16 protein-coding genes are annotated in these 16,675 nt (G+C 43.5%); 7 read left to right on the forward strand and 9 right to left on the reverse strand.

All coding sequences use genetic code 11. From position 1 onward, the window contains the following. Positions 1-5: 5 nt before the first annotated feature. Both dsrB and dsrA read right to left on the reverse strand, forming a co-directional pair. Entirely contained in the window at positions 6-1,082 is a 1,077-nt protein-coding gene (dsrB, locus tag A3IK_RS0113115; protein ID WP_020560447.1) for a dissimilatory-type sulfite reductase subunit beta, read from the reverse strand. A 70-nt stretch (positions 1,083-1,152) separates the two neighbouring features. Further along, positions 1,153-2,448: a dissimilatory-type sulfite reductase subunit alpha gene (dsrA, locus tag A3IK_RS0113120; RefSeq protein WP_020560448.1), complete on the reverse strand. Its 1,296-nt coding sequence runs from the start codon at positions 2,446-2,448 to the stop codon at positions 1,153-1,155. 159 nt (positions 2,449-2,607) lie between these two features. On the opposite strand from dsrA, the gene A3IK_RS0113125 reads away from it, so the two are divergent. Then, positions 2,608-3,495, forward strand: a complete 888-nt coding sequence (locus tag A3IK_RS0113125; protein WP_020560449.1) for a TauD/TfdA family dioxygenase — start codon at positions 2,608-2,610, stop codon at positions 3,493-3,495. Positions 3,496-3,537: 42 nt separating this feature from the next. Here the strand turns inward: A3IK_RS0113125 and A3IK_RS0113130 are convergent, their stop codons facing one another. Continuing rightward, positions 3,538-4,653 carry an extracellular catalytic domain type 2 short-chain-length polyhydroxyalkanoate depolymerase gene (locus tag A3IK_RS0113130; RefSeq protein WP_020560450.1) on the reverse strand — a complete coding sequence of 372 codons (1,116 nt, stop codon included), beginning with the start codon at positions 4,651-4,653 and terminating at the stop codon, positions 3,538-3,540. A gap of 260 nt (positions 4,654-4,913) precedes the next feature. On the opposite strand from A3IK_RS0113130, the gene A3IK_RS0113135 reads away from it, so the two are divergent. After that, positions 4,914-6,152, forward strand: a complete 1,239-nt coding sequence (locus A3IK_RS0113135) for an MFS transporter (protein WP_020560451.1) — start codon at positions 4,914-4,916, stop codon at positions 6,150-6,152. Between the two features lie 6 nt (positions 6,153-6,158). Here the strand turns inward: A3IK_RS0113135 and A3IK_RS0113140 are convergent, their stop codons facing one another. Together A3IK_RS0113140 and A3IK_RS0113145 are read right to left on the reverse strand one after the other, a co-directional pair. Beyond that, on the reverse strand, positions 6,159-7,058 hold the full coding sequence (locus A3IK_RS0113140) for a HipA domain-containing protein (RefSeq protein WP_020560452.1): 900 nt from the start codon (positions 7,056-7,058) through the stop codon (positions 6,159-6,161). After that, positions 7,052-7,297: a helix-turn-helix domain-containing protein gene (locus A3IK_RS0113145; RefSeq protein ID WP_020560453.1), complete on the reverse strand. Its 246-nt coding sequence runs from the start codon at positions 7,295-7,297 to the stop codon at positions 7,052-7,054. Before A3IK_RS0113145 ends, A3IK_RS0113140 begins: the two co-directional genes overlap by 7 nt. A gap of 163 nt (positions 7,298-7,460) precedes the next feature. Between A3IK_RS0113145 and A3IK_RS21915 the strand changes: the two genes are divergently transcribed. The 4 genes from A3IK_RS21915 (at position 7,461) to A3IK_RS0113160 (ending at position 9,737) form a co-directional block, all read left to right on the forward strand. Continuing rightward, positions 7,461-7,532, forward strand: coding sequence for an element excision factor XisH family protein (locus tag A3IK_RS21915; RefSeq protein ID WP_110690455.1), 72 nt, complete (start codon positions 7,461-7,463; stop codon positions 7,530-7,532). A 69-nt stretch (positions 7,533-7,601) separates the two neighbouring features. After that, positions 7,602-8,036: a XisI protein gene (locus A3IK_RS19425; RefSeq protein ID WP_020560454.1), complete on the forward strand. Its 435-nt coding sequence runs from the start codon at positions 7,602-7,604 to the stop codon at positions 8,034-8,036. A 170-nt stretch (positions 8,037-8,206) separates the two neighbouring features. Further along, positions 8,207-8,422: a DUF1127 domain-containing protein gene (locus A3IK_RS0113155; protein WP_020560455.1), complete on the forward strand. Its 216-nt coding sequence runs from the start codon at positions 8,207-8,209 to the stop codon at positions 8,420-8,422. 217 nt (positions 8,423-8,639) lie between these two features. Next, a complete protein-coding gene (locus tag A3IK_RS0113160; RefSeq protein WP_026220963.1) occupies positions 8,640-9,737 on the forward strand; it encodes an RNA-guided endonuclease InsQ/TnpB family protein in 1,098 nt (365 codons plus the stop codon). 13 nt (positions 9,738-9,750) lie between these two features. Here the strand turns inward: A3IK_RS0113160 and A3IK_RS0113165 are convergent, their stop codons facing one another. Then, complete coding sequence (locus A3IK_RS0113165) at positions 9,751-13,638, reverse strand: DUF3683 domain-containing protein (protein ID WP_020560457.1); 3,888 nt, start codon at positions 13,636-13,638, stop codon at positions 9,751-9,753. 149 nt (positions 13,639-13,787) lie between these two features. On the opposite strand from A3IK_RS0113165, the gene A3IK_RS0113170 reads away from it, so the two are divergent. Next, the gene (locus tag A3IK_RS0113170; RefSeq protein WP_020560458.1) at positions 13,788-14,765 is read left to right on the forward strand and encodes an Rpn family recombination-promoting nuclease/putative transposase; all 978 of its coding nucleotides are present in this window, start codon (positions 13,788-13,790) and stop codon (positions 14,763-14,765) included. A gap of 64 nt (positions 14,766-14,829) precedes the next feature. On the opposite strand, the gene A3IK_RS0113175 is transcribed toward A3IK_RS0113170, so the two are convergent. From A3IK_RS0113175 to A3IK_RS0113185, 3 genes are all read right to left on the reverse strand, one after another. Further along, a complete protein-coding gene (locus A3IK_RS0113175) occupies positions 14,830-15,315 on the reverse strand; it encodes a hypothetical protein (protein ID WP_162596659.1) in 486 nt (161 codons plus the stop codon). Positions 15,316-15,417: 102 nt separating this feature from the next. Then, entirely contained in the window at positions 15,418-16,128 is a 711-nt protein-coding gene (locus A3IK_RS0113180) for a hypothetical protein (protein ID WP_020560460.1), read from the reverse strand. Positions 16,129-16,168: 40 nt separating this feature from the next. Then, on the reverse strand, positions 16,169-16,675 hold a 507-nt coding region (locus tag A3IK_RS0113185), incomplete at its 5' end, for a hypothetical protein (protein WP_026220965.1).

Consider the following 16,675-nt stretch of genomic DNA (forward strand, 5'->3'; position numbering starts at 1 on the left):
CACCACTAGAAACGAATATGAGTGGAAGAGTTTAAGTTATTACGCGCCCCGCGCCAGTTATCAATGTGATACTTAGTAAAGGGCAAGCCGGTGACTTCAAAGAAACGAGGCCAACCAATCCGCTCCACCCATTCATTCATGCGCTCCCAATCTCGCGCCCCCTCTTTGTAGCACTGTAAAATCTTTTTCACGATAGCGGTTGCTTCAGGCCAACGTGGGGGATTATTCGGAATACCGGCTGCGACTAAGCGTTGGAACGTTGGTTTACCTCGCGCATTGGAATGATTGCCACCAATCCAAATAGCAAGCTGGGTATATTGATGGTCATTGATTTGCATGGGTGGGCAAGGAGGATAACACGCCCCACAACAAATACATTTTTTCTCATCCACCTCAAGCGAAGGTTTACCATCCACCATCGCAGGACGAATCGCTGCCACCGGACAGCGTGCCACCACCGACGGGCGTTCACAGATATTACCCACCAGTGCATGATTAATTTTCGGGGGCTTAACGTGCTGGATATTAATCGCAATATCACCCTGTCCACCACAGTTGATTTGGCAACAGGAGGTCGTCATATGCACCCGATTCGGCATATTCCACGATTTAAACTCGCCAATCAGCTCATCCATCATGGCTTTTACCACACCAGAGGCATCCGTGCCCGGAATATCGCAATGTAACCAGCCTTGGGTATGCGCCATGCTCGTCACGGAGTTACGGGTTCCCCCCACCGGAAAACCCGCATCTTCCAATGCTTTGACTAAAGGCTCTACCTTAGCACCATCTGCGACCATGAATTCAATATTCGAGCGAATAGTAAAGCGCACATAACCCTCGGCAAATTGATCACCGATATCCATAAGCTTACGCAAGGTAAATACATCTAAAATCCGCTGTGTGCCGGCTCGCACCGTCCAGATTTTCTCACCACTACGTGCCACATGCAGTAGGACACCGGGACGTGGGTCTTCGTGATATAACCATTGCCCATAGTTACGGCGCATGACGGGGTGCATGTATTGGAAACCATCAGGGCAACCTGACTCGATAGGTTCGCGCATTTTGGGGGCTGCCATTCGTCATCTCTCCTTATACCTAAGTTCTTAAACGTTTTTTAAGCACATTATTGGGGTTTACACTCACCTACTAAGCGGCAGATTTCTCGGCACGCTTACGGTTAAACCACGCTTGTGCAGCCTCATCCCAACCATCCATCCGTACATAGGAAATATTACGCGGTTGTTTAATCATATTCGGGTCAGGATCAATCCCCACCCCTTCCAAGAAATTGACTAGGCCAATACGCTCAATCATCTCACCGCAGCGCTCATGCTCTAGGCCATTTTCCGCCCAGAAATCAATTACGTTTTGTGCCATTTCTACTAGACGCTCATAATCGTCTGCCGTCTCTAATTTCATGAATGGCACTACGACTGTACCCATTAAATCACCAATTTTGAGTGTACGTTTGCCCCCCATGAGAATCGTAACGCCTTTATCATCTCCAACATGCAGCGCTTTAGGCATTACATTTAGGCAATGCATACAACGCACACAATTACTATTATCAATGACTAATGTGTCATCCTCATTCAGCTTCATAGCCCCCGTTGGGCAACGGCTAATCACATTATCAAACATATAGTGGCGACCTGCCGAGCGATCCCCTTCTTTACCAATTTCTGCCGCTTTTTTCATAATGGCGTTTTTAACTTCGGCTTGATCGATTTTTATGTCATCACGCCACGTACCAATGACGGCAAAGTCAGAACGCTCAATAGAGTTTTGGCAATCATTGGGGCAACCCGACACTTTAAACTTAAACTTATAAGGCAAGGCCGGACGATGTACATCATCGGTAAAGGTATTTAATAAGTGGCGGTGAATAGCTTGCTCATTACAATTAGACATCTCACAACGAGCCGATCCCACACAGGACATGCCGGTACGCACACAAGGCCCAGCACCCCCTAAATCCCAACCATATTCATTAATTTCATCAAAGAAAGGCTGATAGTTTTTGCTATCTGCGCCAATGAACATAATATTGCCGGTTTGCCCGTGGAAGGTCTGCAAGCCAGATCCCCATTTTTCCCAGCTATCGGCGAGCTGGCGGAGCATATCCGTGGTGTAGTAATTACCTGCGGGTGGTTGCACTCGTAAGGTATGGAATTCTTTGGAGTCGGGGAACATATGCCCGATTTCAGAAAAGCGCGGGATAATACCGCCCCCATAGCCAAATACGGAAATAGTGCCTCCTTTCCAATATCCCATACGGGTTTCATAGGAGTGTTCTAATTGCCCTAAGAGGCTATTAATGGTGTTGCGAATACGCTCACTCGGATGGTTATCGCGTAAGGCCTTAAAGCCACTAATAAAACTAGGCCATTCCCCCTCCTCCAATACATCCAGCATGGGGGTGGGATAGTGTTTAGTTGCCATACTTACCTCCTAGAATTAGATACCTTATAGGCTCCACATGTTTAAGTGTGTTTTTATATTGCTATGTTTTAATATTCTAATAAATAAAACAACTACCCTAATGGGTAGGGTGACATTTTAGTGGGCGGTATAAGCTATTAGGTGGGTGAGGTCATTAGCATGTTAGAACAGCATTTTTCTCTAGAGGATCAATCGAGCTATCAGCAGTGGCGTGAACAAAAGCTAGCCTGCTACCCGCTCGATTTAACTAGCCTCATGGTGACACTAACACCGCATACCACGGATTATTCTGTGCAACTCCAGACCTTAAAGCAGCATTGTCAGTACTATAATTTTGCCCTATATCGCTTTCATACCCCCCAAACCATTACCAAACAACACTTACATAACCTCGCTCAACAGCTCGGCTTAACGCATCTACACGCCAATCTTTGTGCTGAGGAGGATAGTTTATCCGCGATCACACAGACTCAGCACCTAGGGCAACACGATTACATTCCCTATACCAATAAGGCACTAAGCTGGCATACCGATGGCTATTATCACTCCAGCGAACAAACCATTCATGGAATGCTACTGCACTGTATGCAGCCTGCGGTACAAGGCGGGGAAAATCGCTGGCTGGATCATGAAATCGCTTATATTTTATTACGTGAGGCGAATCCGGCTTATATTAAAGCGCTGATGCACCCAAAGGCCTTGACCATTCCCGCTAATATCTTAAATGGAGTCACGATTCGCCCAGCAAGTAGTGGAGCGGTATTTCGCTTATATAGTGGACAACTGCATATGCGCTATTCGGCACGGCAGCGTCATATTCAATGGCGCAAAGATGCTATTACTCAGGAGGCGGTCGCCTACTTAGCACACTTATGGGCTGATGATAGTTCACCTTACATGATGCGCTATACACTACAAGCAGGAGAGGGATTGATTTGTAATAATGTGTTACATAACCGTAGTGCATTCATAGATAGCACGGAGCCGCAACTGTGCCGTTTACTCTATCGCGGGCGCTATTTGCAACGTGTCGCTCTGCCAGCATAGCCATTAGGAATCAAATCGTAAGACACGATTACTTTTAAGCCCTTATTGCAACAGCTTATTTCGCATCATGCTATTGACCATACTGGCAATCGCACGCACTTGCTTGCCACGCTTGGTGGCATAATCACTACCGCTATAACCCCACCAATCCCAACAACCTTTAGGATTACTGGTTGCCCCCATCCATAAGGCGCTAGACCACGCTCGCACTTGGGGGTATAGCACCACAATATGATTCGCCTCAGCCCATTCGTTATAACCCGCCTGCTCAAAGAAAGCACTCTCGCCAAAATCCTCTGATTGCTGACAACCGTGCAAGGCAATATGTAAACGACAGCGTTCACCTTCTAAACAGGCTTGAGGAATATAGATATGCCCCTGTGGATGTAGGCTAGTACTAGGGTCTCGATTATTGAAATAGTCTAACTGGCTAAAAGTATAAAGAGATTCTGGTTGGGCGGTTACTTTGGGCTTTAACCCACCTAATAAAAATGTTAATAAATCCCCCGCTGCATCAAAGCCACATTGACTAATATAGGGACTTTTTGAGATGTCGCAGGCATTACCGACCGCTTCGGTAATCATCGCATGCCCTGCTTGGGGGTGGCGTAGATGCTCCATCTGTCTGGCATGGACAAAATGCTGATAATACTGCGCGGTTACATCCATCACCGAAGCCGGCACCGTTTGATCCTTAATCCCACTAAACAGCCATACCTTAGACTGTGCTAAATGCTCCGGCGCATCGATTAAGCCCTTACTCGCCATGGCCTCGGTTTCTTGGAGTGAAAACTCTAATTTCGGCGGCCCTGCATAAGGGTAGATAGGGTGAGTATTAGAACACACCGCTGTAGGGGTATATAAACCACTAGAATCCAATAATGAGCCTTGATACACCCCTTCAGCACAACGATAAGGGCCTCCAGCCACTAGACCCACGCCCTTAATCACTTTGGAAAAAACCACATGCAACTGCAAAGCCATAAAGGCTCCAGAGGATAGCCCTGATACAGTAATGGTTTGAGAATCAATCTTGAGACCCTTAGCCAAGGTAGCTAGAGTGGGTGTGGGCTGTGCTACACTAAACTGCGGCACAAAAACGGTACTGAGTACCATAGGAGCAAAGCGCTGAAGCCAAGGCTTGGGATAAAAACCCATCGTCACACTCCTCACTAGAGCATCCCAGCTCTATTCACTATTAATAGACAACTTATTTGAGCGGATATTATTAAGTCAACAGCCATATCATTATTTGGCTTATTGGCATCCATTATAGCGCATTCTTAGGCAATATAGGGTTTTCCCTCAAAAAGATCGCCCATCTACAGGGGCGCTTGCTAAGCCTAGTTATTCGGCGAATAATCAGCGCATTTTTGACTTTCCACGCTAATCTACCTTAACCCATACACGGATTTATCATGCCTCAAGCGCGTAGTATCTATCGTCAACCTAATTTTCTACCCTTCTTGTCTGGGCGTGTTTTGGCGGCCTTTGCCACCCAAATTCAAGCCGTAGTAGTCGCCTGGCAAGTCTATGATATGACCAACGATCCGATGGCATTGGCCTATGTAGGATTGGCACAATTCATTCCTATGTTACTGCTCCTTATTCCGGCGGGTGATTTACTAGATCGTTTTGAGCGTAAGAAGATATTAACCGCCAGTTGGTTATTAGAAGCGCTGTGTGGGGCTTTATTATTAGTTCTATCGTTAATCCCTATTCATAATCCTATTTTTTATTATGTGGTATTAATGCTCTATGGTTGTGGTCGAGCCTTTACGGGGCCTGCAGTGCAAAGCTTATTACCCCAAATTGTCCCGCGTGAACAATTAGCCGCCGCGATTGCCACGAATAGCATGTTAATGCGTAGTGCCGCTATTGCAGGGCCTTTAGTCGGTGGGGGATTATATGCTCTTGGTGGGGGTGCCTTAACTTATACCCTATGCATGTTAGGCTTTTCAGGGGGAGCACTATTATTAACGAGGGTGAATATAGTAGCGCCTATTAAAACGAATACGCCTATTAGTGGGAATGCTTGGCAACGTTTTACCGCCGGAATTCAATTCATCCGCTCTCGCCCTATTATTTTAGGCACCATTTCATTGGATTTATTCGCCGTATTACTCGGTGGAGTCGTTGCCTTATTACCTATTTATGCCAAAGATATTTTACACGTTGGCTCGTTAGGGCTAGGTGCTTTACGTAGTGGTATGTCATTGGGTGAAATTGCCGTGGGTTTGTATTTAAGTCTACATCCCTTAAATCACCATGTAGGTAAAATTATGTTTGCAGCGGTGATTATATTTGGCTTAGCTAATTTAGTGTTTTCGCTCTCCACTAGTTTTATATTGTCATTTATAGCGCTCATGATAGCCGGTGCTGCCGATATGGTAAGTGTGTATATTCGCTCTGCCTTAGTGCAATTCTCCACGCCTGATGAAATGCGCGGACGAGTGAATGCGGTGAATATGTTGTTTATTAGCTCATCTAATGAGTTAGGCGAATTTCGCGCAGGTCTTAGTGCTAAATGGCTAGGGACAGAACCTGCTGCGGTAGTGGGGAGTTTATTTACCCTAGGTGTGGCAGGGCTCTGGATGTGGGCGTTTAAGCCATTAATAGCGGTGAATAAGTTTGAGGATGCCTCGGCGAAAGCTTAATTATTTCTAATCGCGATAGCGTTGTGCCAAATTTAAGATACCGCTAAAAATAGGTTCGCTAATATGGGCTGGGAAATCAGCATCCAGCTCATCTGCGACCGTCATTACCACTTTTTCTGCGTGAGTGAGTATTTTCTCTAATAAACTCTGCACTATTTCATTAGAAAAGCCACAATATTCGGCGGTTGAGATAAAATGCCTAGGCATTATTTTAGACCAGTGATAATGACGATTTTTACCTTGTAATGCCATCGCCATACGCACTTTTTGGGGAGCTATACCCTTACCCATAAGTGGATATAATGATAAGACATCATAAAAAGGAGTTAACCGATAACGATTACCTGCCTCTAAAAAAATACTGAAATTTTTGGCATGCCCATCACTAGCGGCTAATAGCCAATACACCATTTGAGCACGCAAAAATAAGGATCGATCTTCGCTAGCCTGCTGGGAACCTAATAACAAACGCATAATAGCGGCAATACTAGGCCCACCCTCTGCTTCATACTTTAACGCGGGTGAATACCCTAACGCTTGGCACATATCCTCTTGTGGAAGACGCATCAACCATGATTGATCGCTCGACCAACGCCGATCAAAGCGCTCTACTGCCAATACTGATAAATCCTCAACTTGCACAAGCTGCGCGTTGGGTACAGATAATCCAAATGCCTGACATAGACGCAAACATAGCCATTCATTTCTAGCACTTTCCGCCAAATCAATCTGATTATAATGAATCAAGCCAATGGGTAATTTTAAAATATGACTAGTAGGTGTAGTACCTAAGGGTAATTGCCACTGATTTTCATACCATAATAGGGCTGTTTTTTCCTGAGCACCCGCTAGTGATACACGAAAATCATCTACCTCAACCAACAAGTGGCTTTTACGACTTACCATTCTTGCTCCCAATGTGTCGTTTTATGGGTAGCCTTGGGCACTAAATGTAGCTCTATATCTAGAGCGGATAATAACTTAAATAAGGTTTCTAGCTTTGTACCATCCGGCTGGTTTTCAAAAGCGGATATAGTGCTTTGCTTTAAGCCTGTATGTTCAGCTAGGGTACTTTGCGTTATCTGAGCACGCTTGCGTTGATCACGTAGGGCTGTCGCTAGCATATCGGTAGAATAAATGTGCATGATTTTATCCGCTACAAAGGATAAATCCCATTTTATCCGCTATAGGGGATAAAAGCAAAGTCTACCTAAATCAGTTTACCCCATTCTACTAACACCTTAATTTTAGAGTCTCTCAGGTATCTTGCTATACTAAAAGGCCAATGACTCTGTTTGGAACTACTCAATGCCTGCTTATGATTTTTTTCACTATATTGTAAAAGCAGCTCTTATCAAGGCGGGGTGGACAATCACCTAATCAAAAAATTGTTCAACGTTACAAAGTTAAACTAGTGATCTTTGATCCTGTTAAGGAGGAGATTAGCCAATGGAAAAGTTAAATCAATACCGCCAGTATATTAAACAAATTTTAGAATACTATGCACAATTTAAACCCTCTTATGGTGATTTAAATATGCAGCTTATTTTTGATGAACAGCGAGATAGTTATCAGCTTATGACTATTGGCTGGTTAGGCTATGACCGTTATCATGGTTCACTATTGCATGTGGAAATCAAAGACGGTTTGATTTGGATTCAGCATGATGGAACAGAGGGCGGCATTGCTAATGAATTAGTAGAGCTAGGTGTGCCTAAATCAGAGATTGTATTAGCCTTTCATGCGCCCTATAAACGTAAATTTACCGGATTTGCAACGGGCTTAACGGAAGAGGCAGAAAACTCTTTTGGCATCATTAAAGTCAAAAAAAGTACCTCACTTGAGCAAATGGATGAAGCTATTCATAAGGGTAGTATTCCTTGACCGCCATGCCTTACCCATTAAAAACCAACTGTTTGCGGCTCTGCTAAAAAGTGAGCAAAAAGCTCTCAATATCAAGAAAAACTAACTCATAGACTGAAAAAATCTCGTTTGTTGCAATGCAATATCGAGACTATTATCAAAGGATAAAATAATAAAAGAAGGACATTACTATGAGTAACATTATTAATTTAATCAGTACTTGGTTTAAACCCCAAGCCAAAACTACCAATACTACGGCTCTCAGTGAGCGTGAAATCCGCCGAGCTGTTACCGAACTTAAGGCCTTAGACGACCGTGATTTAAGTGAGCTAGGTCTCACACGCGGTGGTATCGAATATGCAGTACGTTATGGTCGCCCCCAAGATCAGTGGAATCAAGCGGCCTAATAGTCAGCTATAAAAACAGCTAACCCCTTGCCCTTGATATCCTGTGAGATACTAATCTAACAATAGGACGCACACACAGGTACGCCCTTTTGAGTATTACCGAACCCGCCGTAAAGCCCCTTGCTTCAGCTAGGGGATATAAGGCGATCGGCGACAGCCGATGAAAGGTAGTACTACAACGATAACAGTTAGCACCTTTTGTAGTATAATCAATACTATGAAACCAGCCACCCACCTCAAAACCCTCAAAGTTCGCATCAAGGATAAGCACAAACCTATTCTTGAGCGCATGGCGTTTGAGGTGAATCAGGTCTGGAATGCCGCGAATGAAGAAACGGCCTATTATTCACATTTCTTCATCCCTGAATCGGGTTTCCACTCACTCTATCTCAGCGCCTACGATCTACAAAAAGACCTCAAAGGTATGAAAGCCGAACAAGGCTTTATGATTCACTCTAGCACGATTCAAGAAGCGATAGCCGTTCACGAAAAAGCGCGTAAGCAATTCAAGAAAAGTAAGCTGCGTTGGAGAGTATCGAGTGGTTCTAAACGTTCTTTAGGTTGGATACCGTTTAAAAAAGGTGCTGCGGTTTGGAAGCATGGACAAGTACGCTATGCGGGTCATATCTTCAAGGTATGGGATAGCTATGGGCTTTATCAATACGAGTTTCGCTCTGGCTCTTTTTCCCAAGAGGCACGAGGTCGCTGGTATTTCAATATTGTCGTGGAAGTACCCAACATTGAATCGACTGCTACAGGCGAAGTCGGCATCGATCTAGGTCTAAAAGACACCGCCACTTGCAGCAATGGGGATAAATTAGAGCGCGGGGATTTCTATCGAGAGCTAGAACCTAAACTAGGCAAAGCTCAACGCGCTAAGCAAAAGAAACGGGTAAAGGCTATCCATGCTCAGATTAAAAATAGGCGCTTAGAGGCTATACACCAGTTTTCCAATAAAGTCGTGAAAGCAAACGGCTTAATCGTCATTGGCAATGTGAGTAGTTCCGGTCTAGCTAAAACTAACATGGCAAAGTCTGTCTTAGATGCGGGTTGGTTTATGCTCAAAACACAACTGAAATACAAAGCGAGTGCGCGGTCAGGGGTGTTTCTAGAAGTCAATGAATCGTACACGACCCAAACCTGCTCGTGTTGTGGCTGTATCAGCCCTAACAGTCCGAAAGGTAGAGCCGGTCTTGGAATAAGAGAATGGTCTTGCCCTGAGTGTGGGGTACTGCATGATAGAGATATTAATGCAGCCAAGAACATTCTCGCGCTCGGATATGAGCGTCTGGCAGCAGGAATCCCCGTCCTTTAGGTCGGGGAGGATGTCAAAGCAATACTTTCTCAATCCCGCCGTGAGTGGCTTTCTCGATAAAGGCTTTTTGCCAATCTTTGCCAAATAAATGATTCGCCATTTCTACCACAATGTAATCGGTCTCCATTCCGGTATCATCACGGTAGCGTGATAAGCCTTGTTGACAAGCAGGGCAAGAGGTCAAGATTTTTACATTGCCATTTTTGGCTTTATCTTCACCCGTTAAGGTCTTAATCCCGTCTTTAAGGCTTTCTTCTTTGCGGAAACGTAATTGGCTCGCAATATCAGGGCGGCTCACCGCAAATGTACCCGCCTCACCACAACAGCGATCGGATAACACCACATTAGAGCCAGTCAATTCGGTGACAACCTTCATAGGATTCATCTGTTTCATAGGGGTATGGCAAGGATCGTGGTAGACATATTGCACACCACTCACGCCTTCCATTTTCATCCCTTTTTCCACCAGATACTCATGAATATCTAATAAGCGGCACTCTGGGAAAATACGCTCAAACTCATATTTCATGAGCTGATCCATACAGGTCCCACAAGACACAATCACCGTTTTAATATTTAAATACTTCAAGGTACTTGCTACACGATGGAAGAGCACACGGTTTTCGGTGCTGATCGCATTACCTTTTTTAGTATCACCAGAAGACGTTTGCGGATAGCCACAGCATAAATAGCCGGGGGGTAATACCGTAGTCGCCCCCACCTCATACAGCATAGCCATCGTAGCTAAACCGACTTGGCTAAACAGACGCTCAGAACCACAACCGGGGAAATAGAAAACAGCATCCCCTTGACCATTTGCGGTTTTAACTGGATCACGAATCACCGGAATGGTTTGATTATCTTCCAGTCCCAACATGGCACGGGTGGTTTTAACGGGTAATCCGGCAGGCAAAGGCTTTTTCACAAACTGAATCACTTGTGTTGTGATGCTAGGTTTGCCGGTCGTTGCCTCAGGGCGTTTGCTATCACTGATTAAATGCGTTTTCTTTGCCACTTGATAAGCGAGATTTTGTGCTCTAAATCCCACGCCTACCATCGCCGCTCGCATCCACTCGACTTTATTGGCATCTTTAATATTTAAAAACTGCATCCCCGCCCACGCCACCGGACTGCTGCGGCGCTGGCCTTGCGCTTTGAGAATGCTACGCATCTTGACCGTTACATCACCAAAGTCGATATTGACAGGGCAAGGCTCAAGGCATTTATGACAGACTGTGCAGTGATCCGCGACATCATTCATTTCATCAAAATGACGCAGTGATACTCCGCGCTGGGTTTGTGCTTCATAGAGGAAAGCTTCAATCATGAGACCCGTGGCTAAGATTTTATTGCGCGGGGAATAGAGCAAATTCGCACGTGGAATATGCGTATTACAGACCGGCTTACATTTGCCACAACGTAGACAGTCTTTAATGCTCTTATTCAGCTCACCTAATTCATTATGTTCGAGTAATAAGGCTTCACGCTCAACTAAACGTAAGGACGGAGTATAGGCATTGTCCAAGCCAGAGCCGGGGAGTAGCTTACCCTTATTAAAATGCCCATTGGGGTCAATTTGCTGTTTGTAATCGGCAAATTCCACCACCTCACGCTCATCCAGATATTGATACTTCGTTAGACCAATCCCATGCTCGCCTGAAATAACGCCATCCAGTGCGCGTGCTAAGATCATGATTTCATCCACGACACGCTCGGCCTCGTGCAGCATCTCATAATCATTGGAGTTTACGGGGATATTGGTATGCACATTACCATCGCCTGCGTGCATATGCAGAGCAACGAATAAACGTCCAGAGCGATATTTAGCATGAATCTTATCGAGGGATTGACGTAGTGGCTCTAGCTCGCCCCCTGCGAATATTTCTTTCAGCGGACGTTCTACCTCGGCGCGATAGGAAATACGCAGATCAAGACGTAATAGTACATCAATCAGCCGATCACCTTGGCGGATCGCGGCTTGAGCAGACTCATTAAGTAGTTCAGGGTGAGCGGTGGCAGGCTGATCAAAATTAGTTAAAGTACTTTCCCAACGCTGTTTTACACGGAGTAAGTAGTCCGTAGCTGCACGCTTTTTAGAGTCTAAAATGGCTTGTCGCTCAGCACTCGCCTCGTAATTCGGTACATGGCGTAATTCAGGTTGTTCACCGGCTAGATACTCTAATACCGCATTTAAAATCTTGAGCTTATTTTGCATAGACTGCTGCACATTAATACGCTCAATGCCTTCGGTATAAGCCGCTAGATTATGCAACGGAATAACCACGTCCTCATTGATCTTAAACGCATTGGTATGTTTAGCAATCGCAGCAGTACGTGAGCGATCCGCCCAGAATTGCCGCCGTGCTTCGGGGCTTACTGCAATAAAACCCTCGGCATTTCGCGCATTTGCTAGGCGCACCATTTCTGCTGCTGTTTTTGCTACGGCATCAGGATCATCGCTAACAATATCAGCGATCAATACCATTTTAGGTAGGCGCCCACGAGCACCTTTTGGGGTATATTTCACCGCTTTAATATAACGCTCGTCTAAATGCTCTAGGCCGGAAAGCAGTACATCATTGCACCCATCCACATAGTTTTTGATTTCGACAATGGCAGGAACCGCTTCATGTAAATCCGTCCCGTAAAACTCCAAACAGACGGTACGAATATTGTCCGGCATACGATGCAGAATAAACTCTGCTGAGGTGATTAAACCATCACAGCCTTCTTTTTGAATACCGGGTAAGCCGCCGAGGAATTTATTGGTGACATCTTTACCTAAACCTACTTTACGGAAATATTGTCCGGCAAAGGTCATCAGGGTAGGTTCACCTTTAGGAGTCTTACCATTAGCTTCAAAGCGTTGTACTGAAAATTTAACTTCGGCTTGATCGTGGATTTTGCCTAGATTGTGATTAATGCGGGTCACTTCTAACCACTCGGCATCCGGTGTAACCATACGCCATGAGAGTAGATTATCCAGCGCTGTACCCCATAAGACCGCCTTTTTGCCACCGGCATTCATAGCGATATTGCCGCCAATGGTAGAGGCATTTTGTGAGGTAGGATCGACGGCAAAGACTAATTGGTGTTTAGCCGCTAAATCAGATACTCGCTTAGTTACGACACCCGCCTCGGCGCGTACTATGGGAACGGTTTTATCCACTTCCGGCAGATTATTACGAAAACTGACTTCGCTTAAAAACTCCAGCTTTTCAGTATTAATCACAGCACTGAATTTAGTCAGTGGAATGGCTCCTCCGGTATAGCCTGTACCACCGCCACGAGGTATCACAGTTAAGCCCAGTTCAATACAGGCCTGTACTAAACGCGCCATTTCCTCTTCGGTATCGGGGGCGAGGACTACAAAGGGTAATTCCACCCGCCAGTCGGTCGCATCGGTGACATGCGATACACGGGCTAGACCGTCAAACTGCACATTGTCTTTGCGAGTGATTTTATTAAAACGCTTTTTAGCTCGCTCCCGTAATTGCTGATGCTCAACAAATTCATGGGCGAGCTTATCCACCGCTTGCGAGGCTAGCTCGACTAGCTCTAAGGTTAAGGTATTATCCCGTGCGCGCTCTTTAATTCGTGCTAAGCGTCCGAGTAAGGTATCTAAAAATTCACGTTGACGCTTAGGGTGATCCAATAGATCGTCTTGAATATAGGGATTGCGCGCGACTACCCACATATCGCCCAGCATTTCTAACAGCATATGCGAGGAAATACCCGTTTCCCGCTCTAACCGCAGTGACGATAAAATCTCCCATGCCCTTTCCCCTAATAGGCGACATACAATTTCTTTATCGGAGAAAGAGGTATAGTTATAAGGAATCTCACGAATCGGGTCAGCTTTCGCTACAGGTGTTAATTGAGTTTTGGTTAGAGCAGTCATGCTAGGCACTTGATTATGCAAAGACGGCTATTTTACCGCGATGCAGCACTGAAAAAAACAAGAACCTTTGTATGGGTTAATCAAGCCGGCTCGCACTCACTGGTGAGCTTTATTATAATGAAAGTATAGCAACCGATCCGAGCAAACCCATGAGCGATGTCTATCTCAACCCTCTAACCGACTTTGGTTTTAAAAAGCTGTTTGGTGAGGAACCGCATAAAGACTTATTAATCAGCTTCTTAAATACCTTCTTACCCGCACATCATCAAGTACAAGACCTGAGTTACACCAAAAATGAATATCAAGGCCGCAGTGCCATTGACCGCAAAGCGATCTTTGATCTGAACTGTATTAGCCCCTCCGGTGAGCGCTTTATTGTCGAACTACAACGCATCAAGCAAATCTTTTTCAAAGATCGGAGTATCTATTACGCGACTTTCCCGATTCAAGAACAAGCGGTTCGCGGCGATTGGAATTATAAATTCGCTGCCGTTTATACCATTGGTATCTTGGACTTTTTGATTGATGATGATCAAACGAAAGTCTATTACCATGCTCAGCTTAAAGATCAGGATAATATTTTATTCTACGAGAAACTCAATTTTATCTATTTAGTGTTACCCCGCTTTCAATTACAAGCCCATGAGCTAAGAACGCTACAAGACAAATGGTTTTATGTGTTTAAGCATTTACACGAATTAGAGCAAATCCCTAGTCAGCTCACCGATGAGGTGTTTCAGCGTTTATTTGGTATTGCTAAAATCGCGCAATTACCGGCGAGCGAACGCCTAGGCTATGAAAGCAGTTTAAAAGACTATCGAGATTTTATGAGCACCCACGAAACCTCACGCTTAGATGGAAAAAAAATAGGCTTAGTAGAGGGAGAGAAAATTGGTTTGGAAAAAGGGGAAAAAATTGGGCTAGAAAAGGGAGAGAAAATCGGCTTAGAGAAAGGTAAACAGCTAGGGATTGAAGAGGGTAAACAACTGGGGATTGAAGAAGGAGCCTTGCAAAAAGCCCAAGCAATAGCACTGAATTTATTGCAGCTAGGTCTTTTACCCGAAACTGAGATTGCGCGTATTGCGGGGCTAACGTTAGCAGAGGTACAAAGGCTTAAATCGGTTTAGCAAAGCACAAATGCTTTGGTTGATGGATAATGAGGGTGAACCAGCGAAGTTATGACTAGCTACTTTATATCTTTTTTATACAAAAATATTTTTGATAGAAATAAATTACTATATAAGTACTAATAATAAGCAGCATGGTTTCATCAGATAATCCATTAAATAAAAAACCATCTCCATCTGCTGCCTTTAATATACTATCCTTATTTTTATCAAAAACATAACCTTGGAATGTCCTATACTGAAGAAAATTAAAATTAAAGATAACTAATATTAAGTTAACAAATAAAAGCATTAAGTTATTTCTTATGCTTTTCCCATTAGCAGAGAAAAAACAAAAAATAAAAATAATATTAGTGATTGTTAGATGAATTAAAAAATCAGTTTCAAATTTACCTATAACTGGATGACTTGCATAATATCTACTTCCACCCAGATAATAGAGAAAATCATTCAATTCGATATTAGTATTAATGGATATTAATACTAATAAAAATGAAAAGAGTGATAAGATATATGTAAATATTTTCATAGATAAACCATTTAAAGCCATACAAATTTTAATTATCAAAAATAATATCATATAGCTACTATAAAAGCCTTGTTACATGTTATATAAAGAGGCTTTTATAGAGCTAGGAGCTATTTCAAATAACTACTGGATTTTTTCTACTAGTATCGTAATTCTATTTAAAATATCAGACATTGCAAAAGCCTCCATATCTCTATGAGTCACATTAGCATCTGTTATCTTTGTATTAAAAACAAAAGTTTTTAATGGATCTTCTGCTGTATTTTCATCTCCATGAGAGCAACTAATCATACCACAATCATCAGGATTGTTTTGATAATAATTATAGTTAACTAAAGTATTACTAGGTATTACTCGATTTACTGTAATATTATTAAGAATTTTTAAACGATCACTAGCATCTACAGTAATTAGTCCTGCTACAGTAATTTCTCTTTTCTTTAGAGCATCTGCTAACTCAACAGCAAAATCCCCTCCATTACTATAGCCATATATGATTAATTTATCATTTTTGGTGTATGTTCTATCAATGAAACCAAGTGCTGTTTCAATAGTAGAATCTGATGTAAACCCTGGTCGTATATAAATTCCATTAAATCCATTAAGATTCTTCTCACTTATTTTTTTTGACTCTTGATATATTTTCTCTGTATTACTATTTTCAGCAACATTTTCTGTGGTATCCTCCCCCCCACCTGAAAAACCTCCCGTAATAGCAATAAAAGTAACTTTCTTTTTTGTTACCCAAATACTATTTTTGTTTGTGTTATTTATATTTGTAGTTTCAACTACTTTAGATTGTGGAGTGGCAAGTTCTATTACACTATTTGTCATAATTTTATCACTTTCTATAAAAACATAGATATTTTATTTACTAGATATCAATAAAAAAACATTCAAAACCTTTAAAGCTAACTGTATAGCTTCCAATAGGAATATCACTAAGTAATATAGTGCCATTAGAATCAGTTATGCCAAAATAGGACACAGGATTATCTATATTTGATGTAATTACATATTGTTTATCTACAATAGGTTGCTGAGTATCGGCATCCAATACCTCAAGGCGAATTTCTCCTAGAGTGAGGGTCATATTCCCCAACTGCGTAGTAGTGAGCAACCACTTCAACATGGCCTCTCGCCGTGCATTCAGCGTCCCCAAATCTAAAAGCGGCTGTACTGTCCCATTACGAATCGCAATCCGCTTCATCGAAAAACTACGAATAGCCGTTTCTTGCAGGTCTGCTAAACGGGTGGACATAAAGGTAGAACTCGCGGTACTCAGCGCCGTTTTAGCCTTGGTCAACATATCGATAATGCCATAGGCCGCCGTGGAGCGTTGCTCGGTACTGGGTGGGGGTAATGGACTCCCACTTTCCCG

Origin of the sequence: Thiofilum flexile DSM 14609, assembly GCF_000380185.1 — a bacterium.
Lineage (GTDB): Bacteria > Pseudomonadota > Gammaproteobacteria > Thiotrichales > Thiotrichaceae > Thiofilum > Thiofilum flexile.

What these genes read in the sequence shown, in the direction of transcription:
- dsrB (WP_020560447.1), bottom strand. Translation starts at nt 1,082, where the DNA reads ATGGCAGCCCCCAAAATGCGCGAACCTATCGAGTCAGGTTGCCCTGAT.
- dsrA (WP_020560448.1), bottom strand. Translation starts at nt 2,448, where the DNA reads ATGGCAACTAAACACTATCCCACCCCCATGCTGGATGTATTGGAGGAG.
- A3IK_RS0113125 (WP_020560449.1), top strand. Translation starts at nt 2,608, where the DNA reads ATGTTAGAACAGCATTTTTCTCTAGAGGATCAATCGAGCTATCAGCAG.
- A3IK_RS0113130 (WP_020560450.1), bottom strand. Translation starts at nt 4,653, where the DNA reads ATGGGTTTTTATCCCAAGCCTTGGCTTCAGCGCTTTGCTCCTATGGTA.
- A3IK_RS0113135 (WP_020560451.1), top strand. Translation starts at nt 4,914, where the DNA reads ATGCCTCAAGCGCGTAGTATCTATCGTCAACCTAATTTTCTACCCTTC.
- A3IK_RS0113140 (WP_020560452.1), bottom strand. Translation starts at nt 7,058, where the DNA reads ATGGTAAGTCGTAAAAGCCACTTGTTGGTTGAGGTAGATGATTTTCGT.
- A3IK_RS0113145 (WP_020560453.1), bottom strand. Translation starts at nt 7,297, where the DNA reads ATGCACATTTATTCTACCGATATGCTAGCGACAGCCCTACGTGATCAA.
- A3IK_RS19425 (WP_020560454.1), top strand. Translation starts at nt 7,602, where the DNA reads ATGGAAAAGTTAAATCAATACCGCCAGTATATTAAACAAATTTTAGAA.
- A3IK_RS0113155 (WP_020560455.1), top strand. Translation starts at nt 8,207, where the DNA reads ATGAGTAACATTATTAATTTAATCAGTACTTGGTTTAAACCCCAAGCC.
- A3IK_RS0113160 (WP_026220963.1), top strand. Translation starts at nt 8,640, where the DNA reads ATGAAACCAGCCACCCACCTCAAAACCCTCAAAGTTCGCATCAAGGAT.
- A3IK_RS0113165 (WP_020560457.1), bottom strand. Translation starts at nt 13,638, where the DNA reads ATGACTGCTCTAACCAAAACTCAATTAACACCTGTAGCGAAAGCTGAC.
- A3IK_RS0113170 (WP_020560458.1), top strand. Translation starts at nt 13,788, where the DNA reads ATGAGCGATGTCTATCTCAACCCTCTAACCGACTTTGGTTTTAAAAAG.
- A3IK_RS0113175 (WP_162596659.1), bottom strand. Translation starts at nt 15,315, where the DNA reads ATGGCTTTAAATGGTTTATCTATGAAAATATTTACATATATCTTATCA.
- A3IK_RS0113180 (WP_020560460.1), bottom strand. Translation starts at nt 16,128, where the DNA reads ATGACAAATAGTGTAATAGAACTTGCCACTCCACAATCTAAAGTAGTT.